20 protein-coding genes and 3 tRNA genes are annotated in these 23,793 nt (G+C 58.5%); 22 read left to right on the top strand and 1 reads right to left on the bottom strand.

Features of this window, described 5'->3' with window-relative positions; genetic code table 11:
• The first annotated feature begins 103 nt into the window (after positions 1-103).
• From C6366_RS02295 to C6366_RS02215, 16 genes are all read left to right on the top strand, one after another.
• Positions 104-2,308: a cobaltochelatase subunit CobN gene (locus C6366_RS02295; protein WP_107735724.1), complete on the top strand. Its 2,205-nt coding sequence runs from the start codon at positions 104-106 to the stop codon at positions 2,306-2,308.
• A 526-nt stretch (positions 2,309-2,834) separates the two neighbouring features.
• A complete protein-coding gene (locus tag C6366_RS02290) occupies positions 2,835-3,830 on the top strand; it encodes a DUF3450 domain-containing protein (RefSeq protein ID WP_107735723.1) in 996 nt (331 codons plus the stop codon).
• A complete protein-coding gene (locus tag C6366_RS20190) occupies positions 3,827-5,167 on the top strand; it encodes a MotA/TolQ/ExbB proton channel family protein (protein ID WP_107735722.1) in 1,341 nt (446 codons plus the stop codon). Before C6366_RS02290 ends, C6366_RS20190 begins: the two co-directional genes overlap by 4 nt.
• A gap of 81 nt (positions 5,168-5,248) precedes the next feature.
• On the top strand, positions 5,249-5,803 hold the full coding sequence (locus tag C6366_RS02280; protein ID WP_051822336.1) for a MotA/TolQ/ExbB proton channel family protein: 555 nt from the start codon (positions 5,249-5,251) through the stop codon (positions 5,801-5,803).
• A 94-nt stretch (positions 5,804-5,897) separates the two neighbouring features.
• Positions 5,898-6,302, top strand: a complete 405-nt coding sequence (locus C6366_RS02275; RefSeq protein WP_031386403.1) for a biopolymer transporter ExbD — start codon at positions 5,898-5,900, stop codon at positions 6,300-6,302.
• Complete coding sequence (locus tag C6366_RS02270; protein ID WP_107735721.1) at positions 6,299-6,946, top strand: energy transducer TonB; 648 nt, start codon at positions 6,299-6,301, stop codon at positions 6,944-6,946. The genes C6366_RS02275 and C6366_RS02270 overlap by 4 nt, the downstream gene beginning before the upstream one ends.
• A 2-nt stretch (positions 6,947-6,948) precedes the next feature.
• On the top strand, positions 6,949-8,214 hold the full coding sequence (locus C6366_RS02265) for a tetratricopeptide repeat protein (protein ID WP_107735720.1): 1,266 nt from the start codon (positions 6,949-6,951) through the stop codon (positions 8,212-8,214).
• A gap of 295 nt (positions 8,215-8,509) precedes the next feature.
• The gene (locus C6366_RS02255; RefSeq protein ID WP_107735718.1) at positions 8,510-9,199 is read left to right on the top strand and encodes a GTP-binding protein; all 690 of its coding nucleotides are present in this window, start codon (positions 8,510-8,512) and stop codon (positions 9,197-9,199) included.
• 66 nt (positions 9,200-9,265) lie between these two features.
• A complete protein-coding gene (locus C6366_RS02250) occupies positions 9,266-10,039 on the top strand; it encodes an ATP-binding cassette domain-containing protein (protein WP_107735717.1) in 774 nt (257 codons plus the stop codon).
• A gap of 37 nt (positions 10,040-10,076) precedes the next feature.
• Positions 10,077-10,940: an ABC transporter substrate-binding protein gene (locus tag C6366_RS02245; RefSeq protein WP_158269601.1), complete on the top strand. Its 864-nt coding sequence runs from the start codon at positions 10,077-10,079 to the stop codon at positions 10,938-10,940.
• 134 nt (positions 10,941-11,074) lie between these two features.
• Entirely contained in the window at positions 11,075-13,153 is a 2,079-nt protein-coding gene (locus tag C6366_RS02240) for a TonB-dependent siderophore receptor (protein ID WP_107735715.1), read from the top strand.
• On the top strand, positions 13,153-14,175 hold the full coding sequence (locus C6366_RS02235; protein ID WP_107735714.1) for an ABC transporter substrate-binding protein: 1,023 nt from the start codon (positions 13,153-13,155) through the stop codon (positions 14,173-14,175). Before C6366_RS02240 ends, C6366_RS02235 begins: the two co-directional genes overlap by 1 nt.
• Positions 14,172-14,909 carry an ABC transporter permease gene (locus C6366_RS02230; RefSeq protein ID WP_233248360.1) on the top strand — a complete coding sequence of 246 codons (738 nt, stop codon included), beginning with the start codon at positions 14,172-14,174 and terminating at the stop codon, positions 14,907-14,909. The genes C6366_RS02235 and C6366_RS02230 overlap by 4 nt, the downstream gene beginning before the upstream one ends.
• On the top strand, positions 14,902-15,516 hold the full coding sequence (locus C6366_RS02225) for an ABC transporter ATP-binding protein (protein WP_107735713.1): 615 nt from the start codon (positions 14,902-14,904) through the stop codon (positions 15,514-15,516). The genes C6366_RS02230 and C6366_RS02225 overlap by 8 nt, the downstream gene beginning before the upstream one ends.
• 413 nt (positions 15,517-15,929) lie before the next feature.
• Positions 15,930-17,891, top strand: coding sequence for a TonB-dependent siderophore receptor (locus C6366_RS02220; RefSeq protein WP_158269600.1), 1,962 nt, complete (start codon positions 15,930-15,932; stop codon positions 17,889-17,891).
• A gap of 44 nt (positions 17,892-17,935) precedes the next feature.
• Positions 17,936-18,706, top strand: a complete 771-nt coding sequence (locus tag C6366_RS02215; protein ID WP_107735711.1) for a DUF4198 domain-containing protein — start codon at positions 17,936-17,938, stop codon at positions 18,704-18,706.
• Between the two features lie 308 nt (positions 18,707-19,014).
• Here the strand turns inward: C6366_RS02215 and C6366_RS02210 are convergent, their stop codons facing one another.
• Entirely contained in the window at positions 19,015-19,509 is a 495-nt protein-coding gene (locus C6366_RS02210; protein WP_107735710.1) for a rubrerythrin family protein, read from the bottom strand.
• A 272-nt stretch (positions 19,510-19,781) separates the two neighbouring features.
• Between C6366_RS02210 and C6366_RS02205 the strand changes: the two genes are divergently transcribed.
• The 6 genes from C6366_RS02205 (at position 19,782) to C6366_RS02180 (ending at position 23,621) form a co-directional block, all read left to right on the top strand.
• Positions 19,782-20,609 (top strand): protein-glutamate O-methyltransferase CheR, encoded by an 828-nt coding sequence (locus C6366_RS02205; protein WP_107735709.1) that lies wholly within the window; start codon positions 19,782-19,784, stop codon positions 20,607-20,609.
• 107 nt (positions 20,610-20,716) lie between these two features.
• Positions 20,717-20,791 (top strand) — tRNA-Gly (locus tag C6366_RS02200).
• A 10-nt stretch (positions 20,792-20,801) separates the two neighbouring features.
• Positions 20,802-20,876, top strand: a tRNA-Cys gene (locus C6366_RS02195).
• 24 nt (positions 20,877-20,900) lie between these two features.
• Positions 20,901-20,975, top strand: a tRNA-Gly gene (locus C6366_RS02190).
• A 58-nt stretch (positions 20,976-21,033) separates the two neighbouring features.
• On the top strand, positions 21,034-21,882 hold the full coding sequence (locus C6366_RS02185; RefSeq protein ID WP_107735708.1) for a methyltransferase: 849 nt from the start codon (positions 21,034-21,036) through the stop codon (positions 21,880-21,882).
• Positions 21,879-23,621 (top strand): YcaO-like family protein, encoded by a 1,743-nt coding sequence (locus C6366_RS02180; RefSeq protein ID WP_107735707.1) that lies wholly within the window; start codon positions 21,879-21,881, stop codon positions 23,619-23,621. Before C6366_RS02185 ends, C6366_RS02180 begins: the two co-directional genes overlap by 4 nt.
• The last annotated feature ends 172 nt before the right edge of the window (positions 23,622-23,793 follow it).

Here is a 23,793-nt window from a genome sequence, read left to right as displayed (position 1 = left end):
AAATGTTGCAAGAGGTATAAGGTACTAGCTGCTGGATGTTCAAATCGGTAACAGCCAAAAAAGAATAAAAAGTCATATTTTACAGAGTCTTAAGCATTGATTAATGAAAAACGTTGGGACACTAGTGATCCCCAACATCTATCCATATATCGTTGATAATGTGGGTGAAGCCATCCAGGCAAAGCGACGGGGTCGGGGGGTGATGCTCTCCCATCTCACCCCCATGCTGCGTCAATCCGGCCTCTACAAGGAGTACGGCCGCATGGCCGAACTGGCCGGCGAGATTGAACAGGCCGAGGCCCTGGAGAGCGTCACCGTCCCGGAAAAGATCAAGGAACTGCGGGCCCTGGCAGAGCAAACCGGGATCCTCGCCGACCTCGCCGCGGACGCATCCGCGGAGATTCCGGATGGGGAGCTGGCCGACACCATTGGTCACTATTTGGAGGAGATCAAGGAGGAGATGATCCCTTACGGCATGCACACCTTTGGCCGCGGTAAGGGCAGTGACGAGATCGGAGAGATGGCAAAAGCGGTGGTCAAATGGAATCCCGACGAGAAAGAGCAACAGGCTGCCGAGCGCCTTCGCTCCTCGGCCAGGCTGGAGATGGAGAACCTGCTCCGTGGTCTTGCCGGCCGCTTCGTGGAGCCGGGCGAAGGCAATGACCCCCTGCGCAATCCCGGCGCCATCCCCACCGGTCGTAATCTTTATGGCTTTAACCCGGCTAACTTGCCAAGCCCGGCGGCCTGGGAACTGGGGAAAAAGGCAGCGGAGCAGATCATCGCCAACCATCTTGAAAAGCACGGGAAATACCCGAACAAGGTGGCGGTGGTGCTGTGGGCCGTGGAGACGCTGCGCAATGAAGGGTTGAACGAATCCACCATCCTCTGGCTCATGGGGATTCGGCCCAAATGGCTGCCTTCCGGCCGGGTGACCGGCCTGGAGGTGGTGCCGGGCCGGGAGCTGGGGCGGCCGCGCATCGATGTCCTGATCAATGCCTCCGGCCTCTACCGGGACCTTTTCCCGGACAAGCTGCGGTTTCTTGACGAGGCGGTGCGCCTGGCCATCCTCCAGACCGATATTGAAAACCTGGTGGCGGCGGGCAGTCGCCGCCTCAAGACCAAACTTGTTGCCGACGGCATGGATGAACAAGAGGCCGAGGAGCTGAGCCGTCTGCGGATTTTCTCCGAGACCCCCGGTTCCTACGGCAACGGGGTCAGCGAGATGACCGGGGCCTCGGGGCTGTGGACGGATGAGCGCGAGGTGGTGGATATCTATGAAAAACGCATGGGCTTTGCCTTTGGCGGCAACCACTGGGGCAAGGAGGCGCGCGCCCTGTTCAAGGCACAACTGGCTGCAACCGATGTGGCGGTCCATTCCCGCTCGTCAAATGTCTATGGCCTTATGGATAATGACGACGTGTTTCAATATCTTGGAGGGCTGGCCATGGCGGTGCGTCACGCGTCGGGTCAGGCGCCGGAAACCCTGATCACCAATCAACGGAAAGCGGGCCAGGTGACGGTGGAAGACGTGGCCGCCACCCTGGGCCGGGAGCTGCGCAGTCGTTACCTCAACCCCAAGTGGATTGAGGGCATGAAAAAGGAGGATTACGCCGGGGCCAGGGAGATGAGTAATTTTGTCGAATATTTCTGGGGCTGGCAGGTAACCACCCCGGACAAGGTGACGGCGGACCAGTGGCAGCAGATCCATGAGGTTTATGTGGAGGATAAGTACGGTCAGGAACTGAAGGAGTTTTTCAACCGCGCCAACCCCTGGGCCTACCAGTCCATTACCGCCCGGATGCTGGAGGCGGTGCGCAAGGACTACTGGCAGGCGGACGAGGCCGTGCGGAAAAAGCTGGCCGTTGAGTACGCGGTCAATGTGGTGGAAAAAGGAGTGGCCTGCTGCGACCACACCTGCAATAACCCGCTGCTTAACCAGATGGTGGTGGCCATCATCTCCCTGCCCGGCGTCCTCAGCCCGGAGATGGTGGAACGGTTCAAGCTGGCCATTGAACAGGCGGCGCGGAAGTCTCTGGCCGAACAGGTGGTTGCACGGCAGACCCTGCAACAGCAGCTCACCTCCCCCAGCGCTGAACAGGCCGGGGCCAAGGAGGAAAAAAACCGGGACAGCGGTGCTGCCAAGGAAGGGCAGACCGAGGTTGAAGGTTACAAGATGGAAAAAATGGAAAGTGCGGATGACTCCACCGAGGTGCTTTCATCTGGAGTGGAGTGGCTGGCCGGATTGGTCGTGCTTGGTGTCATAGCCCTTGCGGCCCTTGGTATGCGCCGAGGCGAAAGAAGAGGATAAAAATGGATCAACAGGGGTATGCAATGACGGGCGGGTGAAGTTTCCAAAGTGGAGGTTTTGAGTATGGTTTTCAGATTCGTTGACATGAGTTGTCATAGTTTGCTAGTCGGGGAACTGGCTGTTCCTGAATTGTCGTTTGTGAATCCCGGCTCAGGCATCCTGCTTCATCTCCCTGAAGGGGAGAAGTCGTATATCCGGTGGTTTCAACCACCGGATTGGGGAGTATAATTGGCTTGAGTCCTGAAAGGACGACGTTTTCCATTTTTTCGGAATGAAACGTCGTCCTTTCAGGACTCACACCCTCAAAATTACTTCTACCGGTGGTTGAAACCACCGGCTATACGATAAAATCCCTTCAGGATTGCGGAAACCCATTCGGGAGAAACGTACCGAACGAATGCCATTTCCGCAGTTTCAGTTTTGAAAAAGAATGAACATGCCAAAGCTTGGTAGGACGTAGAAAATGGTAGTTTCGCAGTGCTGAAGATTATTTCCTTATGAACAGAATCATCGTCTCTTTGCGATTATGACTTCCTTTATCCCTTGTGTCAGTTCATCACTCCGACAGTGTCGGGCATGCCGGGCCTTTGCTTTCGGCTTCATAGGTACTTTATTTTTTTTGACTTCATTCATGAGGAGAATACGCGTGTTGTCAGTTCATTTCGAACAAGTGTCCGCATCCGGCAGGCGAACCGGCTGGGGGAGAACGTGTCGAATCGCCACGTGGGGCATACCCTTTCTGTTTATCGTCTGGTCGTCCTTGGTTTTCGGGTCCGACCAGGTGACTCGGGCAATCGAAGCGGAAGAGGGGATCTTGCGCCATAGCCAAGCGTCCCAGATGAAGATCGACGCCATGTCCGACGAGACCATGCAACTGTTGCAGGAGTATCGGGAGCTGCGTCGCGAGTATGACAATCTGGCCGTGTACAACGACAACCTGGAGCAGATGACGCTGTCCCAGAAGGCCGAGCAGGCTTCCCTGGAGCGGCAGATCGAGGACATCCTGGTCACCCAGCGGGAGATCGTGCCGTTGATGCTGCGGATGCTGGACGCTCTGGAGGAATTCACCGTCGCGGATCTGCCTTTTCTGAATGAGGAGCGCGCGGCCCGGGTGGAGGGCTTGCGGGCCCTGATGCGCCGGGCCGATGTGGACATCCCGGAAAAGTTCCGCCAGATCATGCAGGCCTACCAGGTCGAGGCCGACTACGGCCGGACCATTGAAGCCTATCAGGGCGAGTTGCGCGACGGCGACGGCCCGGATCGCAGCGTGGAGTTTTTGCGCATCGGGCGGTTGGTGCTGGCCTACCAGACCCTGGACAGGACGGAGAGCGGCTTCTGGGAGGTCGGCGAACAAGCCTGGACGGTATTGGAGAATCGCCACAACCAGTCCCTGCGCCAGGGGCTGCGCATCGCGGCCCGGCAGGCCGCTCCCGAACTGATCGTGGTCCCGGTGACGGTGTCTGAGGCGCCGTCCGTCTCCCCGTTTCCTCACCCGGAAGCATTGCGGGAGGACCAGCCGTGAGAAGTCTTGTTCTGGCATTCTTTCTGATCGTTTGCTGCGTTTCGGCTCAGGCTTCGACGGGACTGGACGCATTTCTGGAACAGGCCCGCCAGCGGGCCGCGGAGGAACAGCGCAAGGACCTGGAGCGGGAGCTGGAATTCATGGCCGATCTGGACGCGGCCCGTGAGCGGACTCAGGAAGCCCGGGCCCTGGTGCGCGGCGAGCGGGACAGGCAGGAGCGTCTGCTTGCGAAATACGACGCCAACGAGGCCGTGCTCGCGGAATTGGAAGCCGTGTTGCGCGAGCAGCAGGGCGGTCTGGGCGAGATGTTCGGCGTGGTGCGGCAAAGCGCCGGGGATTTCCACGCCCAGTTCCTGGGTTCACTGGCCATGGCCGACAAGCCCGAGGCCTTGGATTTTCTTCATGCATTGGGCAACAGCCGCGGCCTGCCAGGCATGGAGGAACTGGAGCGGTTCTGGCTGATACTCCTGGAAGAAATGGTCGGCTCAAGCCGGACGGACCGGTTCATGAGCGAGGTGGTGCTGCCGGACGGAAGCGCGCGGCAACGGGAGGTTTTGCGCGTGGGCCCCTTCAGCGCGGTTTCCGAGGGAGCGTACCTATCCCACGTTCAGGGCCGCAACCAGTTTCTGGAACTGCCGCGCCAGCCCCAAGGTCGGTATCTGCGCCTGGCAAGGGACCTGGAACAGGCCTTGCCCGGGCAAACAACCTTTTTCGCGCTGGACCCCTCAAGGGGCGCGATCCTGACCCACTTGGTCCAGTCCCCGACACTGACCGAACGAATCAAGCAGGGCCGGGAGATCGGCATGATCATCCTGGTTTTGGGGTTGGTGGGCGTGATCGTCTTCGTGGTCCGTTTTACCATGCTTACGGTGATCGGACGCCGGATCCGCCGGCAATTGCGCAGCCTCCAGGGGCTGCCTGACAATCCCCTGGGCCGAATCATGCTCCTTGCCCAGGCCAACAGTCTCTCGGATTCCGAGACCCTGGAAATCCGCCTGGACGAGGCCGTGCTCAAGGAAGTCCCCCGCCTGGAACGGGGCCTGACGACCATCAAGATCCTGGCCGCGGTGGCCCCGCTGCTGGGCCTTCTGGGCACGGTGGTGGGCATGATCGAGACATTCCAGGCCATCACCCTGTTCGGCACCGGCGACCCCCAGCTCATGGCCGGAGGCATCTCGCAGGCCCTGGTAACCACGGCCCTGGGGCTTTCCATTGCCATTCCCCTGTTGCTGCTGCACAGCGTTGCCGCGGCCAAAAGCCGCCAGTTGACGACCATCATGGAGGAGCAGGGCGCCGGGTTGCTGGCCGAGCATATCCAGCGAATGAGGGAGAAATAAGCCTTTTTAGGTACGTGAACGTGCACGAAGCAGCTCTTCTCGTTCCCGTTCCCGTTCACGTACCCGTTCACGGAACAACCCATGATCGAACAGTTTCTCAACTTGCAACGTTTTCTTGACGCCGGCGGGCCGGTGCTGTGGGCCATCCTCGGCGTGGCCATCGTCCTCTGGACCCTGATCATCGAACGCTACTGGCACCATTGGCGGGTTTTTCCCGGGGAACTGACCTCGGTCCGCGCCAAGCGTCGTCATGCCCCAGGCACGGACCGTCGGCTGGCTCGAAAGATCCTGGAAAAGGACGTGTCCGAACTGCGCCAGAGCCTGACCCGCTCTCTGTTTCTCATCCGGACCATGATCGCGGTGTGTCCGCTGTTGGGTCTGCTGGGCACGGTCACCGGAATGATCCTGGTCTTCGACACCATCGGCTTCAGCGGCACGGGCAACCCACGGGCCATGGCCGCGGGCGTGTCCATGGCCACCATCCCGACCATGGCCGGGCTGGTGGTGGCCCTGTCCGGCTTCGTGTTCAGCATCCGCCTGCAGCGCGGCGGCCGATCCAAGGCCCGACAGGCCGCGGACGTGCTGCTCAGGGACTTGTTGGAAGCGGAAGGGCGGAAGGAAGAGGGCGGAGGATAGAGCCATAGGGGCGCACCTGTGTGTGCGCCCTGTATATCTCGTTTTCAGCAATGGGCGCACACACAGGTGCGCCCCTACACCGGAACTCAATCCCATGCGACGCAGACGACGATACGACGAACAAGACAGCGCCCAGATCGACATGACCTCGATGATGGACGTGGTGTTCATTATGCTCATCTTTTTCATCGTGACCACGTCCTTCGTCAAGGAGGCGGGCATCGAGGTGAACCGCCCCACAGCGGCCAGCGCGGAGCGCCAGGAGCGCGGGAACATTATGATCGCGGTGTCCGAATCCGGCGCGGTGTGGATCGATGGCCGACAGGTGGACGTGCGGGCCGTGCGGGCCAACGTGGAGCGGTTGCGCGCCGAGAACCCCGAGGGGGCCGTGGTTGTCCAGGCCGACGAGGCCTCCCGCACCGGGATACTGGTCCAGGTCATTGACCAGGTCCGTTTGGCCGGGGTGCGCGACGTGGCCGTGGCGGCGAGTCGGCCATGAATGACGCGGCGCGTTACGGCCTTTCCCTGGGTTGCGGAATTCTGGCGGCACTGGGACTGTTCGTGCTGATGAACGTTCTTGTCAGCCGCGGCGAGGCCGGGGTGGAGGATCGACAACGCGTTCCGATGCCGCGATTCATCCGCATGGACGACCAGGAACAAGTCGTGCGCAGGCGTGAGCGGGAACAGCCCACCCCGCCGGAGAAAATCCAACCCCTGCCGCGGATGGAAGCCCTGGCCGCTCCCCAAAAGCGGTCTTTGGAAGCTCCGGCTCTTGACCTGCCCCTACCGGATATTTCCGCGGACCTGGCCCTGGCCGGACTGCCTTTGTCCGCACCTCCAGCCGAGCCGGAGGGCCCGGTCCGCTATACCCAGTCCCTGACTCCGGTCAGCCAGATCCCGCCGCGCTATCCCAGACGGGCGCAACTGGACGGCATTTCCGGCTGGGTACGCCTGGAATTCATCGTCAACCCCGACGGCACGGTCAGCGACGTCACCGTGGTGGAAGCCGAACCCCGGCGGGGAATCTTCGACCAGGAGGCCGTGCGCGCCCTGAGCCGCTGGCGGTTCCAGCCTCAGATCCGGGACGGCGAGCCCGTCCAGGCCCTGGCCACCATTGTCATCAAATTCAGCTTGGAGGGGTGATCATGAATCACTTGACCCAATCGCTTCGTTCATCCTTGCGTTGGTTTCTTGTTTCCGCCGGGTTGAGCCTGGGGATGTTCCTTTCGGTCTCCATGACGGTTTCCATCGCTCTTGCTTCGGAGGACCGTCCCACGGTTTCCCATGCCGCGCACCAAAAGCTCACCGCGGCCCAGGAACTGCTGCACCACTCAAAATGGACGGAAGCGGAATCGCTCCTGGAGAAATTCGTTCGGGAAGAGGCCCATGAACCCTACGCCCAGGCCCTGGCCTGGCAGATGCTCGGCTATCTGTTTCATGAAACCGGTCGCCATGACCGAGCCCTGGAAGCCTTTGACCGGGTTTTGGCCGGTGACGGCCTGGATGCCCCATTGCGACAGCAGGTTTTGTACAATTCCGCCCAATTGCTGGTACAGGCCAGCCGTCCAGCCGAGGCCGTCAAGCGCATCGAAGCCTGGATGGAGCAGGCCGGTTCTCTTTCCCCGGAGCAACGGGCAAGGGTGGCCTGGATCTATTTCGGTTCGGAACGCCACCAGGCGGCGGTCATGCACCTGGAAGCCGCCATCCGCGAGACGACCACGCCCGAGAACGCCTGGCTGGAAATGCTCGTGGCCGCCTTGCACCACGATGAACAATACGAAAAACTGACGCGTTGGTTGCCGCGGCTGATCACCCGAAATCCCGAGGACGGCAGGTACTGGCTGCAACTGGCCGGCGTGTACCTGCGGCTGGACGATCAGCGTCAGGCCGCCGCCGTGCTTTCCGCCGCATACCATAAGGGGTTGTTTCAGACTTCCGAGGACATCGTCCGGCTGGCACGGATGTATGTTCAGGCCGGAGCGCCCCGCAAAGCCGCGCACCTCCTGGAGGAGGGGATGGAGAACGGTCGCGTCGCGGTCAATGCGGAGCACCAGGAACTGCTGGCCAATGCCTGGCTGCAAGCCCGTGAGACGCGCCGCGCGGCCTGCGCCCTGGGACAAAAAGCGCGTAACGGCGGGGACTGCAAAACCCATTTACGGGCAGGCCGCTTGCTGATGCAGGTGGAGGACTGGAGCGGGGCCAGGGAGCACCTGGAGCTGGCGACCCAGGGCCGATGCGAACGCACCCGGGCCGAAGCCCTGTTGCTGCTGGGCATGGCCGCGTATCACGAGGGCCGAATGGAAGAAGCTCGCGACGCCTTTGTCCTGGCCCGGGAAATCCCCGAGCAGCGCAGGCAGGCCGAGAGCTGGCTGGAGGTGCTGAGCCGGGGGCAGGGGAGGTCGGCGACATGAGGCTTTGACTGGATTATGAATTTAGTTATCAAGATTTTTGACAGGTTGCATTTCATTATCTAAAAAGGGTTTCCCGTGTTCTCCGGGGGACTCTCTTTAGTCTTCGGATTCCTGGATCACGAAGAATTTGAAGGCATAACTTGAGAAGCAGGCGGCTACCTCCTGGTTTTGCGAGTGAAAAGTGTTGGCCCGTGTTTCTCCGGTTGCGCATTGTTTTATCCCTTGAGGGCATGCGGCATGTTTGTGGCCATCCGGCTGGAAAAGCGGACGGACAAAAAATGAACTGAGGATAAAGATGAAAATCATAACTGTTGCTGGGACGCCTTGTGCTGGCAAGACCGCGGTCATCGCGCATCTTGCCCGATTGTACATGAAGGAAGGCGTCAAGGTCGCGGTGGCCAAGTTCGACGCCCTGGCCACCGGGGATGACGAATTCTATCGTCGCGAACTCGGCATTCCGGCCATCAAGGGCTTGAGCGACTATGTCTGCCCGGATCATTACTATGTTTCCAACCTGGAAGAAGTGCATGGCTGGGGCAAACAGCAGGGCGCTGAATTCTTGTTCATTGAGACGGCGGGGCTTTGTTTCCGATGCGCTCCGCACGTCAAAGGCGTTCCGGCGCTGACGGTGATCGACAATCTCGGCGGGCTGGACGCTCCGGAAAAGATGGGTCCGGCTCTGAGTTTGGCCGACGCGGTGGTGGTAACCAAAAGCGATATGGTTTCTCAAGCTGAAAAGGAGGTTTTCGGCTACAGGATCCGGCAAGTGAACCCGGAGGCGGAAATCGTGCGGATCAATGGATTGACCGGGACCGGGGCGGTGCTGTTGAAACGGATCGTCGATTCCTGGCCTGAAGTGCGGGAAATATCCGAAACCGAACTGCGCTACTCCATGCCGGCCTCGATCTGTTCCTACTGCACGGGCGAGATGCGGGTGGGCAAGCCCTATCAGTCCGGCAACGTCAAGAAAATCCAGACACACTGAAGCGTCATGAACCATCCTGACATGCATCCGCGATCAACGAGTACTTCCAACGGAGATGTTTCTTTCATGAATGAAGCGACAATCAAGACCTTGACCATCCTGGCCGGTACGGGAAAAGGCGGCGAAGAGGAACCCATATCCGAATTGACCATTCAAGCGGGAGAGTGCCTGGCCGTGGTCGGCCCGACCGGGTCGGGCAAGAGTGAACTCCTGGCCGACATCGAACAGTTTGCCCGGGGCGACACCCTCAGCCGCAGGCGCGTTCTGATCAACGGAACCATGCCGGACCTGACCACGAACTGTAATGGCATGGTGGCCCAGCTTTCCCAGAAAACAGGATTCATCATGGATGGCACGGTCCGGGACTTCATCCAGATGCACGCCCTGAGCAAAGACAGGAATCGTTCGGACATTGTTGACAGGGTTTTGGCCTTGACCAACTCCTTGTGCGGGGAGCCGGTGCTGCCCGAGGTCAGGTTGCAAGTGCTCAGCGGTGGACAATCCCGTGCCTTGATGATCGCCGATATCGCCTGCATCTCCGACGCCGCCATCGTCCTGATCGATGAAATCGAGAACGCGGGCATCGACAAACTGAAGGCTCTGGCGGCCTTGGCCGCAAGCAGCAAGCTGATCGTTCTCTCCACCCATGATCCGATTCTGACCCTCATGGCCACGAAAAGAACGGTCATGAAGCAAGGGGCCATGTCCTCGATTCATGCGACCAGCACGGAGGAAGCACAGTGCCTGGAGCAGCTCAGGACGGTGGATGCGCTGCTCGGCTCCGCACGGGAAGGTTTGCGCAACGGCGAGCAGCTCTCCGTCGCTGCAATTTCACGGTAAGGCCCATTCCCCAAATCACGACGACAGGAGTCCTATCATGCCCTCACGACTGCATCTGGCCATCCCCCCGAACATCGCACGTCACGTCATTTCGGAGATTCAATCCGCGTTTCCAGACGCCTCCATTCATCCCCCTCAGACCCACGACGAGATGGATGCGTTTTTCAAGAATCAGTTCGGCCATCCGGACCATACCGCCGACCTCACGCTGACGGCCTATCCTTCAGCCTTGTCCAGAGCCATTGAAGCGAAAGATATTTTCGCGCCCATGCCCGCCGGACTACCGGAAATGCGCGAGGAATTGCTGCGGGTCGGCTTGCGGGAACCGCTGCCTTTTTTCAAGGTGGTCGCCGTGGTGACCATGCTGATCATCCACCATGAGAGCGTGGTCCCCCCAGTGGAAGGATGGGCCGACCTTTGCCGGGGTGATCTTGCCGCCGACGTGGTCATCCCGCCGCACAACACTCCGGCTCCGATGCTGTACGCCCATTACATGGAAAAGCTGTGCGGCGAGGAAGGGCGGAGAGCATCAGCTTTGGCCCAGGCCAAGTTGTTTCCCCAGGACATCAACAAGACCGTGGACGAAGGAACCTACAAGGCGGGCATGGTTTTTCCAGCCTTTGCCCGGACGTTTCGGTTGGGCAACGCGCGAGCCGTGTGGCCGAAGGAAGGAGCGATAGCAGTACCGCTTTTGGCTTTTTTGAGAAAAGACGCTCCTGATGACGCCTTGGAGGTGCTGAAGATTATTTTCAGCTCAAAGATTCAAACTATTATCGCTGATAACGGGCTTTTTTGCCCAATTCGAGAGGGCATTGCCCTGTTTCCGGAAATGGCCGCCCATGACTCGCGGCTGATCTGGTCGGGCTGGGAGGATTACATCAGATTGGCAGCGTTGCGATGATCCATGGTGACCCAGGTGATGAACCCGACCTTTTTTGATAAGGCGGTTCAGATTCAGATTCGAGGCGTGAACGGATCAGCTTGGCTTGAGACACCAATTTACACAAACGGCAAACATCAAGCGGAGGAAGAGGCATGCTGCAGGGCTTCAGACAATCCATGGCGGCGGTGTTGATGACCGCGGTCGTGGTGGCGGCGGGAGACATGGGAAGGGCGGGCAAGGCCTTGGCCGGGGAGGAACCCGTGGTAATGGACCGTGTCGTGGTCACGGCCCGGGGCACTCCCACCAAGCTTTCGGAGACGCCTGGGGGAGTGGGCGTCCTGGATGCGGAGGAAATCTCCATGGTGCAGCCGATCAGCATCAGCGACGCATTGACCAGGATTCCGGGAGTCAGCATCTCCGGAGACTCTCCCTGGGGCGGGGAAGTCAATATCCGCGGCCTGGGTCGGGGCCGAATCGTCTTTCTGATCGATGGGGTGCGCATGAATACGGCCACGGACATCAACGCCCAGTTCGGCCTGATCGATCCGAATGAAATCGAACGCGTGGAAGTGCTCAAAGGGCCGATCAGCGCCCTGTACGGCTCCGGTTCCATCGGCGGCGTGGTGAACATCATCACCAAGAAAGGGATGTTCGCGGATGAAACGGCATTTCATGGCACGTTGACGGGAACCTATAAAAGCAACCCCGACGGGTACGGAGGATACGCGAATCTCTCCGGCAACTCTCAGCGGGCCTGGGCCTATGCTTCCGGAGGATATCGCGATTATTCCAGCTACAAGGACGGGGGCGGCGAGACCGTCAACAACAGTCAGTTCGAGGACTTCAATGGTGCTTTCAAGGTCGGTTACAAATGGAATGAGCTGCATCGCACCAGATTTCAGTATCAGCAATATGAAGGACGGGACATCGGCATCCCCGGAACCGGGAACGCCTCCCTGCCGGAGGTGGCCGATGTCACCTACCCGGAAACAACGCGGATGCTCGCCAGTATCGTGCATGAATTCTTTCCGGAGAGCCCGTTCTGGACCGAGTCATCCCTGAATCTCTACTTCCAGGAAATCGACCGGAACGTCCGGATCGACAAACTCCCTCCCGCTTCCGGCGTCCGCGGCATCGAGCCTTCGGCAAACCATAAAACCTGGGGGCTGCGCTGGTTCAACCGGGTGGATGCCGGTGATCACTCTCTGGGGCTGGGAGCGGATGTCTGGCTGTGGGACATCGAATCAGAGCGCAAGCGCAATTTCCTGAACGGCAATCAAGCCATTGACCAGCCCATGGCCGATGCCAGCTTGTTGTCCGGCGGGGTGTTCATCGAAGATGACTGGAAGCTGCAAGAGAATCTGGTCCTGAATCTCGGCGGTCGGGTGGACCTGTTGCGGGCGAAAAGCGATGCGCTGAACACCTGGATCAAGCCGCCTTCACCCAACACACCGAATCCTGCTCTTCGCGATGAGGAGTCCACCACGGATCACAGTTGGGCCGCCCATGCCGGTCTGACCTGGGGTTTTCTGGAGAACTGGTCCATGACCTTGCTCGGGTCGTCCAGCTATCGCGCCCCGGATCTCATGGAACGATTCAAGTACATCAACCTGGGCAGCTACGAGGTCTTCGGCAACCCGGACCTCGACCCGGAACGATCACTCTATGCGGAATACGGACTGCACTACAACCTGCCCAATCTGACGGCCAGTCTGAGCGCGTTTGCCAACCGATTGAACGATCTGATCGTGGAAAAACAGGTCGCGCCGAACCGCCATGAATTGCACAACGTGGACAAGGCGGAGATTTTCGGAGGCGAGGCGTCGCTGGAATGGCGTTTTTTTCAGGAATGGTCGGCCTATGCCACGTTGGCCTATGCCGTGGGCAAGAACCGAACCGAAAAGACCGACCTGGAATCCATGCCGCCTCTGAACGGCCTGGTTGGAGTGCGATATAATCAGGGTCTGGGCTGGAACGGGTTGCTCGAACTGGAATGGGCGGATCGCCAGTCCAAGGTTGCTCCGGGAGAAAAGGAAACTCCGGGTTGGGCGACGGTCAATGCCCGGGTCGGATATCGCTTCCTGCTCCGCCAAACCACGCAGGAGCTGGCCTTGGTGGGCAGCAATCTGTTGGATGAAACGTATCGGAATCATTTGGCCACTGGGCGAAAACCCGCGGAATTGAACAGCCTTGGACGCAGTATCGCCGTAACCTGGAAAATGGAGTTCTAGTGCCTGGTCCATTTCCCCGACGGGTGCTTCTGGTTCTGCTTGTCGCCGGTTTTCTGGCCGTCCCCGGAGTGTGGCACCTGCTCCAGGGGGCGGCCGACAGCCCGCTGGTTTTCGGTGATGATCCGAACCTGCCGACCCTGACCCTGTTCACGTCCGCCATGGCCACCACGCCGCAATTGGCGTTTTGGGCCGCCGTACAGGCAGGGGACATCCAGAAGCTGTGCAATCTTCGAGTAATGATCTGGAAAAATCTCGATGATCTGCGGGGCGTCCTTCTGGCCGGGAAGGGAGACCTCTGGCTGGGCCACACCGAAGGGTTCGCCCAGGCCCATGCCGCCAATGCCCCGGTCCGTTTGCTGTACATCAGCGCCTGGCGCAAGTTCTACTTGGTTTCCACGGACCCGTCCGTGACCTCTTTCGCGGATATGCGGGGGCGGAAACTGGCATACGCCCCGGTGGGGTCGTCGGCCGTGCCCATCCTCAAGGGCTTGCTGGAGGGCGTCGACATTGACTTCACCCCCCATGAACCCCAGCAGTTGGCCATGATGATGATTTCCGGACGATCCGACACGGCGCTGGTGCCGGAGCCGCTGGTCAGCAGCCTGCTGCATGCGATGCCGGATTTGCGCGTCGTGGAGAGCGTGGAAGACCTTTATGGACGCCGGAGCCGACATCCAGCCCGGATGCCTATTGTCGGGATGGCCGTCAATGCCGACACTCTGGAGCAGCACCCTGAAATCGTTCAGGGTATTGTTTCCGCGGTTCTCCGGCACTCCCCAAGGGTACGGGATGAACCCGGGATCGGCATCGCGGCCCTTCCGGAGCCTTTTGGAGCCTTCACTTCCAAAGAGTTGGTCCATGCTTCCCTGGAACGGGACATCATCCTTGATCTGCCCGCATCCGAGGTCCGGGACGAAATCAAGACCTACCTGGACCTGGTGATGCCGGGTCGCCTCTTCGATCTCGACGGCTTGATCTGGAATTCGCCCATCGCGACGGCCATTGTTGACGCATCTTCATGATTCCCCTGATTTTTACAGTTGTGGTCATTCTCTCTACGTGGACCACCGCGACCTTTTATTTCGGCGCCGGTCTCGTGCCGTCACCGCTGGAAACCCTGCGCTATCTGGCAGGAATGACCATGACCAGCGCCATGTGGGAGCATACGCTGATCACCTTGTCCAGAGGGGTTCTGGCTATTGTTTTGTCTCTGGCAGTCGCGCTTGTTTTGGGTGTCTGGGCGGGGCTCTCCCGGACGATCATGTCCCTGGGAACGCCATTGGTTACGGTCTTGCAAGCCACGCCGCCGATCCTGTGGATCACCCTGCTCATGGTTTGGGTCGGGGCCGGGAATACCGTGCCGATCGTGGTGGTCATGGCCGCCTTGTTTCCACCGTTGTTCCTGAATGTCGCCCAGAGCGTGGCGGCCCTGGATCAGCGTCTGTTCGCCTCGGCCAGGGTCTATCGGGTGGGCCGAATGCGCATCCTGATGCAACTGATCCTGCCCGGAATTTTCCCCCATGTGCTCGCCGGATTGACGTATGCCTTGGGCAGTGGCTGGAAAATCGCCGCTGTCGCTGAATTCCTGGGCAGTTCCAAAGGGATCGGGGCCCAGATCTACTGGGCCTATCGCTTGTTCAACATGCCCGAGCTTTTTGCCTGGGCGCTGATCCTGGTGGGATTGGGCGTGGGGCTGGAATTCACTCTGGTCCGTACGCTTCGACGCAAGGCGGAAGGAGGGGCAGGCCGTGCTTGAACTGCGGAGCGTGTCCAAGAAGATTCAGGGCCGGCAAGTGCTGAGGGACGTCCAGTTGTGCCTGGGCAGGGGAGAGATACTCTGCCTGGCCGGCCCATCAGGCGTGGGCAAAACCACGCTGATGGAAATCGCTGCGGGGCTTCAGAAACCGGACAAAGGCGAAGTCCGGCGCAAATCCGCCAGAATCGGTTGCGCGTTGCAGGACGCTCCGTTGCTGCCCTGGCAGAGCGCCGTGGACAATATGGATTTTTTTCTCTCGACCTGGCTGGAATCCGGAGATCGCCTGAAGATGATCCCGCACTGGCTGGAAAGGTTGGGCCTAAAGGAAGCCGCGGGTAAAAAGCCGTCGGAATTGAGCGGAGGCATGAAACGACGCTTATCCATCGCCTGCGCTCTTGCCCTGGACCCGGAAATCCTGCTCCTGGACGAACCCTTGGCATTCCTGGATCAGCATTGGCAGGACCGTCTGATGGAAGAAATCGCCACGATTCACGCCCGGCGAACCACGGCCATCCTGCTGATCAGCCATCAACTTGAACCCATTCGGAGTCTCGGCGCGCGGATAGTGGAGATTCACGAAGCTCCGGTGCGGTTGAACTTGTCGTGAAGTGGTTTATCCGTTCGCCGAGCCAGTGAATCAAGAACAGATAAATGGAGAACGTATGAAACACTCGATTGGTCCGACATCAAGGGCCTGGAATTCCTGACCTACCACCCTGCGACATTTGGCCAGGGCCCATGAAGCCGTGGGCGCGACATGAGTTCGATGCGATGCCAAGGATGCCACACGGAGCCGGAGTTAGTCGATCTCTCCCGTCCGTTTCTGCTGAAATAATATCAAGGCAAGGTGGGAAGGACAGAGAGGGCTGCTTCAGGAACCGCGACAATGCGGAGGGGCTTGCTCGGATATTGCGGCCATGATTCTTGATCCAGGCTTGAGCTGATATCGATTACGGCTTTGAGATTGTGAGCATAACATTTTAGCTTATCGGAGGAATTGTCATGCGTTTGAGTCGTTTGATGATAACTACAATTACCATCACTTTTCTAATGATCATCCCTGGTTTTGCCTCGGAATCGCATCGTGGGGCCGCGGATATGGATGAATACGTGGTGACCGGGACGAGAACCAGGCATACTTTGGCGGATGTCCCCGTGGAAACCCAGGTCATTACACGAGACGACATCGATCGTTCGCCCTCCAAAAATATCCTAGACATCCTCAACACAGTGCCTGGAATCAACATGACGCTGCTGGACGACGCCATCGGGTCGGACAATCTGCGGTCCACAATGCGCGGCTTGCAGTTCAACGAAGGCTATGGCCTGATCCTCATCGACGGCCAGCGCGCCCATGGCGAACTTGGCGCGCATGGGGATTATGGGATCAGCCTGAACCAGATTCCGCTGAGCATGGTCGAGCGCATTGAAGTCGTCAAGGGCGCGGCTTCGGCCCTGTACGGTTCCGACGCACTGGCGGGAGTGATCAATATCATTACCCGCAAGGCGCCCAGGGAGTTCACGACCCTCGCCAGTGCCGGCTACAGCCGCTACGAGGTGACCGATCGCCAGGGGGTTTCGGCGAACAGCTCCTCCCGCGACACCTACCGCGCCAACGTCGGACTGGGCGGCCCGCTCCTGGCCGCCTCGGGTTACTACCTGCACTACAGCTATGAACAGGACGAGGGCGTTGCCTTTGATCCGGCCAAGACCTACCGCCATTCCGTGATGGGACGCTGGCAAACGGCGATCACCGACGCGCTCCGCGTGGATCTGGGCGCGAATTTTGGACAGGCCCGCCGGGAACTGGATCACCCCGAGGCGAATTACGACCGCGAGTTCGACACCTACCGCTTCTCCGGCGGGCTCAACTACCAGTTCGGACAGAACCGCAACCATGAAATGACCCTCAGCGGATACACCTACTGGCAGGATTTCATCAACGGCTATCCAGGATTCCAGCATGGTTATCGCGACGGGAAAGTTGGCTACGACCAGGCTGAACTGATGTACAACTGGTATGCGGACTGGAACATCCTGACAGTCGGCGCATCCACCCAGCGCCAGCTCATGGATTACTATTCCATCAACTATCAGCGCGACGGCGATTCGTCCCGGATCACGGTGGATGAGAACGTCACCGTCAACAGCATTTTCCTCCAGGACGAACTGATGCTCTTCGACCACCGCTTGACCCTGGTTCCCGGCGTGCGTCTGGAAGATCATTCCACTTTCGGCACGGAGGTCAATCCAAAATTCAGCGCCATGCTCAAGGCAACTCCCTCAACGACCCTGCGCGGCTCCGTGGGACGTGGATTCAAATCTCCAACCATTCGCCAACTCTATTACGACGGCCTCTTGCGCCATGACTCGTACTATATCCGCTCAAATCCGGATCTGAACCCTGAAACCGCATGGACATACTCACTGAATCTGGAGCAGGGGCTCCTGAATGACCGATTGACCGTCAATCTGGGATATTTTCTTAATGATGTGAAAGATATGGTCGTCCGGCAAGGCACCGGGGAGTTCGCGGTCGACGGCCTGCCCATTGAAAGCTACATCAATGTGGAAAAGGCTCGGATACAGGGCGGGGAGTTGTCGGCGCGTTTGACGCTGCTCGACTCGTTCTTCGTCAATGCCGGTTTTACCTACACCGAGTCGGAGAACCGGGATACGGGCAAGGATCTGCCTTATGTACCCAAGTACACGGCCTCTTTGGCCCCAACCTACATATTCCAGCCTTGGGACGTTGGCGCCAGCGTAATCCTGACCTACGTCGGCAAGCAGTATCGCAACACCGCCAATAGCCAGGAGGTCGACAAGCACGGCGTCGTGGACGCCCGGATCTGGAAGAGCTTTTCGGAACTGTTCCGGATTTCGCTGGATGCCAAGAACATTACCAATTCCGACCGGGGCGACGGCGACTTCTCGCACCGCATGGGACGCAGCATCGGCCTGAACCTGGAACTGCAGTTCTAGATCTTCCGGAAATATCTTCCCCAAAAACAGAAGGAGACATCACCATGACGAAAAGACGCACTGCATTTTCAGTTTCCGCGCTTGTGTTTCTAATTTCTCTGCCTGTCCTTTGCCTGGCCCATTATCCCTGGATCAACATGCAGCGATATCAGGTCCAGCAAAACAGTCCCGTGAACCTGACCATTGGTTGGGGCCATGCCTTCCCGTACGACGATTTCTTGAAGCAGGATCGCCTTGAGGAGTTATATCTCCTTGCGCCTGACGGAACCAAGGTTGATATCGAGGCGAAGTCTGATCTGGAATTTGCTTCGGTACGGCCTTTGCGGGCTGGATCATATCTGGTCGTCGGTCAGCCCAAATCCGGATACAGAACAAGAACGACCACGGGTTATGCCCGCAGATCAAAAGCAGAGCTAGACAACGCCATCAGTTGCTCGATTTCATTCAATGGCATGAAATCCGTCCTCAATGTCGGCGATGCCGATGGCAATGTGGACACGGTTGTCGGGCACCCATTGGAGATCGTGCCCCTTGTGAACCCGGAGACTCTGAAGGTCAATGACTACCTGCCCATCCGCGTCGTATTGAATGGTGAACCGTTTAATGGGTTCTTTAACGCGACCTATGCCGGTTTTTCAACCGAAGAGGACGTCTTCGCCTACACGGCAAGAACAAACACGAACGGAGAAGGCAGATTGCGCATCCTCAATCAGGGAATTTGGCTGATTTACGTCGAACACCAGGAGCCGTACCCTGACCTCGATATGTGCGACACCAGATCTTATCGGGGCGTTCTCACCTTCCAGGTTGATTAGGAGTGCGCTACGTCCGGGAGTGCCAATGCACCATCCTTCTGGTCAGCCACCATGAAGGGCTCGTGGAAAAGACGGCTGATCGCGTGTATCCGTTAAGAAAGGAGGGGGGAGGGAAGGGGGGTGCTGCCGAGAGTCGGGGTTCAACTCCATGAAGAGAGAGGGTGACGTCAAGACCGTCATTAAGAGACTGGATCAGACCCTTAAAACGACGTTCCGCCCCGCGCCGCATATGCGGCGCGGGGCGGAACCGTTTGGCATCCTGATCCGTTCCGATGCAAGCCGTGATCGGACTCGGAAATTGAAGCGCGTTAATCGACCTTGAAAAAAGCCTTTTTCGCGGCGTTGCAGACCGGACACTTCTCCGGGGTGTCGCCTTCGATGGTGTATCCGCAGACGCTACAGACATGGATGTCCGTCTCTGCCTGCTTGCCCAGATCCTGGAGGGCTTTTTCATAGAGCCCGGCGTGAATCTTCTCCACCTCATTGGCGAAATGAAAGCCGCGCTCAACGGCTCTCTGGCCTTCTTCCTGGGCGTCGGCGATCATTTGCGGGTACATCTGGGTGAACTCGTGGGTTTCGCCGCCGAGCGCCTCCTTCAGGTTTTCCTCGGTGGTCCCAATGCCGCCCATCAGCTTGAGATGGGCATGGGCGTGCACGGTTTCCGCCTCGGCCACGGCTCGGAACAAGCGGGCCACCTGATGGTGCCCCTCTTTGTCGGCCTGCTTGGCAAAAGCCAGATATTTCCGGTTGGCCTGGGATTCCCCGGCAAAGGCTTCCTTGAGATTATTCATGGTCTTGGACATGGTGGTTCCTCCTTGAGAAGGGTTGAGTGTACGGTGGTCCGTGACGACAGGATGCACAGCGCGCTTAGCGTCGTCGATCCAGTAGGTTTTCCATAGCTCAAGAACGTCCGCATTGGAACCTGTGGGGAGGGCGAAACCCTCCCCTACGCCGTAATCGAACCCGTTGAGCCGTCCAGGAAAAAGGACTAAAGCGAATCGGAAGCGGGGACGTCCATTCGGAGTCGGGTCGTGGCCGTAACGAGACGTTCGAACCAGGGAGAAAGGCGGGGTATATGCTGGGAACAATGAAAGAACGAGACTTCCGACGGCTCAGCGAATTCGTGCAGCAAAAGTGCGGCATCAAAATGCCGCCGAGCAAAAAGACCATGATGGAGGCCCGGTTACAGCGGCGTCTTCGGGCGTTGAATTATTCCGAGTACTATGACTACTGCGAATACGTCTTCAGTCCTCAAGGCACGGAGAACGAGATCCCGCACCTGATCGACGCCCTGAGCACCAACACCACCAGTTTTTTTCGCGAACCGCACCATTTTCAGTATCTGACTTCCACTGTTCTGCCGACCTGGTGGCAACGCTTCGGTCATGCACGGGAGTTGGCGGTCTGGAGCGCGGGATGTTCGTCCGGTGAGGAGCCTTACACGTTGACCATGGTCCTGGCTGAGTTCCAGGAACAGCATCCGCTTTTTCGCTGGTTCATCCTGGCCACGGACATCAACACCCAGGTCCTGGAACGGGCGGCCAAGGGCGTTTATCCGGACGACAAGCTCCACTCAATCCCCAGGGTTTTGCATAAGAAATATTTGTTGCGCAGCAAGGACCGAACGAAGAAGCTGATCCGGATTATTCCCGGGTTACGAGAAAAGATCCGCTTTCGCCGTTTGAACTTCATGGAACGGTTCAATTTTCGCGAACCCATGGACCTCATTTTTTGCCGAAACGTGATGATCTACTTCGAGCGGGATGTTCAAGAGCGCCTGATCCGCAATTTTCTGGAGCATTTGCAGCCTTGGGGACACTTGGTCATCGGCCACTCGGAAAGCCTTGCCGGGATGGATCTCGGCCTGATTCAGGTGGCGCCGACGGTGTACCGCAAGGCGTAACATCTTTTTCGTAGCCTGGAGAGCAACGGAGTTTTCCTGGGTTTGAAAAAGAATGTGGTGCTCCCTTGACAGCCAAGAACCTCTTGGCTAGTTACTCACCTCTTCGAGCGGGAATAACTCAGTGGTAGAGTGCAACCTTGCCAAGGTTGAAGTCGCGGGTTCAAATCCCGTTTCCCGCTCCACTTTTTTTTGGGCGGCATAGCCAAGTGGTAAGGCAGCGGTCTGCAAAACCGCCATTCTCCGGTTCAAATCCGGATGCCGCCTCCATTTTTATTCTCGATTTCTTTTCGAGCGGGAGTAACTCAGTGGTAGAGTGCAACCTTGCCAAGGTTGACGTCGCGGGTTCAAATCCCGTCTCCCGCTCCATTTTCCCTTCTTTCCCCGACTGATTCACCTCCTCGTATTTTTCAGCCCCGACCTCGACATGGCCAAGCCCAACACCGGCAAAGCCGGCGCGCCGACCGACAATTCCCGATTGCAATTGCTTAGCTGGTCAGTGTCCGGCTCGGAGTTGTCGCGGCTTCTTGAACAGGCCTCTCTTGATCAACTCTTGGAGCTTGTCTCCGCCAGGCACGCGGTGCATTTCGAAACCGTACGCATCGGAGAAAACGTTCTGGAGTGCCTCCAGCTTACGGACATGGAAGCCTATATCGAGCAGCGTCTGAACCTGCCTTCGTCCGAAGTCGCCTCGGGAACAGGACCAGGATATGGAATTGACGCTTTGCCACTTTGGGCCAAGATTTGGCCGGCCTCCCTGCCCCTGGCCATGTATATGCGCGGCGTCGCCCCAGGTCCCGGGGAGCGGGTTCTGGAGATCGGGGCCGGATTGGGCTTGGCCGGGTTGTTCGCGGCCAAACGCGGTTTTTCCGTGGTGCTCAGCGATATTGTCCCAGAGGCGTTGCTTTTTGCGCGTATCAATGCATTGCGCAACGGGCTCGGCGACACGGTCGTCGTTCAGGCCGTGAACTTCATGAAAGAAAACCATTCGGAGCGCTATCACCGGATCATTGCTTCGGAGGTCCTTTATCGTGAGCATTTTTTCGCACCATTGCTTTCATTTTTACGGACCCACCTGGAACCCGTGGCCACCGCTGAAATCCTGCTTTCAGCAAGTGCCGGACGGCGTTCGATTAAATTTTTCGCCGCCGCGAAGGACTTCTTTCAGATTTCACGTTCGCTCGTTTCCTCGCCGGTATCTTCCACCGATTCTTCCGAACTGCCCGGAACCGAAGCGCAACAAGACACATATCTCTACCGACTGAGACCACGATGAGCATTCGTCTGCAATCATGTCCCAAGGGACATACCAGTGAACTGGACAAGGTTTGTCCTCCCCAGGAAACGGTAGCCAGGGTCCGGGCCTCTCTAGAGACTTTTGGGGAAGACATTCTGGCCGAGACCCGGCGCATCGACACCGGGCGGCTGGGCATTCCCGTTTATCTGAGCGTCTGTGGACAATCGGCCCGCCGGATCATGCCCACCCGCAAGCAGATGGGCAAAGGGGCGTCCGCCATCCAGGCCGAGGCCTCGGCCTTGGTGGAACTGATGGAGCGGTTCAGTTTTTTCAGTTTCTGGCAAGGCGTTCAGGATATCGAGCCCTGCTCCTGGAGTGAGGCCCAACGGAAATGGCCGGGGCGGATTCCGCCGGTTTCCGAGATTGCCTTGTCCGTTTCCGAGCCATTGTCTGACGAGCAAATCAGAAGTCTGATGGATCTCGTTGCCTGGCGCTTCGTGCCAGCAACCCGGCTGGACACCGGCCAAGAGTTTCTCGTTCCACTGGAATGGTTTCGGAAGATCAACGAATTCAACGGTTCCTCCGCTGGAAATACCCCTGAGGAGTCGATTCTCCAGGGCGTATGCGAACTGGTGGAACGCCATGTCTGCGCCGTGGTGGACCGGGATCGGCAAAAAACGCCCACCCTTGATCCGGCCAGCTTCACGGACCCCGTGCTTCACGACCTGATGGACGCCTTCAGGCGCGAAGGCATCGTCGTCATTTTGAAAGATTTTTCCCTTGGCCTGCCCGTGCCCACCGTGGCCGCCGTGGCCTATGATCCGGCAACATTCCCTGAACGCAGCGAAATCGTCTTCACCGCGGGTACCGCCTCAACGCCCTCCAAAGCGGCTATTCGCGCCCTGACCGAAGTGGCGCAACTGGCAGGCGATTTTGAAACCGGCAGCAATTACGAAGCCTCCGGGCTGCCCAAATTCACGGAATTGGCGGAGATCGCCTGGTTGCTGGAGGGTGAGACGGTTTCCCTGTCCAGCTTGCCGGACGTTGGTCACGACGATATTCTGGACGAACTGACGGAGCTTTGCGATGGCTTGGAGCGGTTGGGTTTCCGGGCCTATAGCGTGGAGACGACACACCCGAAGCTGGGGATTCCGGCACATTATTCCTTCGTGCCGGGCTTTCAGTTCCGGGAACGGGCCTTGAGTCCCAGCGTCGGCTTGTTCATCGGACGCATGCTGGCCGAAGAGGCCCCTCCGGAACAGGCCAAGGCAGGGCTGGAGCACTTGGCCCGGTTGTATCCAGAGGCGTCCTTTCCGCGGTTTTTCCATGGGCTGTTAGCCGTGCGCCAAGGATATTTCTCCGAGGCTTTGGACGCCCTGGCCGAGAGTGAGTTAGGCCTGGAACAGCATGACGACCGAGCCCTGGCCGCGTTTTATCAGGGGTATGCCATGAGCCGTGAGGAACGCTGGGCGAGCAGCCTTCCGCATTTGGACCGGGCAATTCAACTTTGCCCGGAGGTCAAGGAATACTTTAATCTTCGCGGGGTTGCCAAATTCAAGCTGGATGAATACGCCGAGGCGGAGTCGGACTTTCGTAGCGCGTTGGACCTGGACAGCGGCTCGGTGATGGATTTGGCGAACCTGGGTCTGTGCGTCAAGTTTCAAGGTCGCGCGGAAGAAGCGGGAGCATTGCTGCGCTCCGCTTTGGATCTCGACCCGAGTCTGGATTTTGCTCGCGAGCACCTTCGGGAATTGCAATCCTTCGAGAAAGCCGATTAGTGATATCCAGATAGCGATATAAGCTTTTTTCGCTTTTTTCGCCATCCAGCATTGACAACGAATGTCCTTGCATTTTACAAGGTGGAAAGATTTAACGCACATCACGAATGAATCGCGGAATTGGCCGCTGTTTATGTTCTCACGGAATGTCCCTTAATGCAAAAAGGGTCAT

Origin of the sequence: Desulfonatronum sp. SC1 (assembly GCF_003046795.1) — a bacterium.
Lineage (GTDB): Bacteria > Desulfobacterota > Desulfovibrionia > Desulfovibrionales > Desulfonatronaceae > Desulfonatronum.
The sequence above is the reverse complement of the archived record's forward strand: the minus strand, read 5'-3'. Positions and strand labels throughout refer to the sequence as shown.

What these genes read in the sequence shown, in the direction of transcription:
- C6366_RS02295 (WP_107735724.1), top strand. Translation starts at nt 104, where the DNA reads ATGAAAAACGTTGGGACACTAGTGATCCCCAACATCTATCCATATATC.
- C6366_RS02290 (WP_107735723.1), top strand. Translation starts at nt 2,835, where the DNA reads ATGACTTCCTTTATCCCTTGTGTCAGTTCATCACTCCGACAGTGTCGG.
- C6366_RS02280 (WP_051822336.1), top strand. Translation starts at nt 5,249, where the DNA reads ATGATCGAACAGTTTCTCAACTTGCAACGTTTTCTTGACGCCGGCGGG.
- C6366_RS02275 (WP_031386403.1), top strand. Translation starts at nt 5,898, where the DNA reads ATGCGACGCAGACGACGATACGACGAACAAGACAGCGCCCAGATCGAC.
- C6366_RS02270 (WP_107735721.1), top strand. Translation starts at nt 6,299, where the DNA reads ATGAATGACGCGGCGCGTTACGGCCTTTCCCTGGGTTGCGGAATTCTG.
- C6366_RS02265 (WP_107735720.1), top strand. Translation starts at nt 6,949, where the DNA reads ATGAATCACTTGACCCAATCGCTTCGTTCATCCTTGCGTTGGTTTCTT.
- C6366_RS02255 (WP_107735718.1), top strand. Translation starts at nt 8,510, where the DNA reads ATGAAAATCATAACTGTTGCTGGGACGCCTTGTGCTGGCAAGACCGCG.
- C6366_RS02250 (WP_107735717.1), top strand. Translation starts at nt 9,266, where the DNA reads ATGAATGAAGCGACAATCAAGACCTTGACCATCCTGGCCGGTACGGGA.
- C6366_RS02245 (WP_158269601.1), top strand. Translation starts at nt 10,077, where the DNA reads ATGCCCTCACGACTGCATCTGGCCATCCCCCCGAACATCGCACGTCAC.
- C6366_RS02240 (WP_107735715.1), top strand. Translation starts at nt 11,075, where the DNA reads ATGCTGCAGGGCTTCAGACAATCCATGGCGGCGGTGTTGATGACCGCG.
- C6366_RS02230 (WP_233248360.1), top strand. Translation starts at nt 14,172, where the DNA reads ATGATTCCCCTGATTTTTACAGTTGTGGTCATTCTCTCTACGTGGACC.
- C6366_RS02220 (WP_158269600.1), top strand. Translation starts at nt 15,930, where the DNA reads ATGATAACTACAATTACCATCACTTTTCTAATGATCATCCCTGGTTTT.
- C6366_RS02215 (WP_107735711.1), top strand. Translation starts at nt 17,936, where the DNA reads ATGACGAAAAGACGCACTGCATTTTCAGTTTCCGCGCTTGTGTTTCTA.
- C6366_RS02210 (WP_107735710.1), bottom strand. Translation starts at nt 19,509, where the DNA reads ATGTCCAAGACCATGAATAATCTCAAGGAAGCCTTTGCCGGGGAATCC.
- C6366_RS02205 (WP_107735709.1), top strand. Translation starts at nt 19,782, where the DNA reads ATGCTGGGAACAATGAAAGAACGAGACTTCCGACGGCTCAGCGAATTC.
- C6366_RS02185 (WP_107735708.1), top strand. Translation starts at nt 21,034, where the DNA reads ATGGCCAAGCCCAACACCGGCAAAGCCGGCGCGCCGACCGACAATTCC.
- C6366_RS02180 (WP_107735707.1), top strand. Translation starts at nt 21,879, where the DNA reads ATGAGCATTCGTCTGCAATCATGTCCCAAGGGACATACCAGTGAACTG.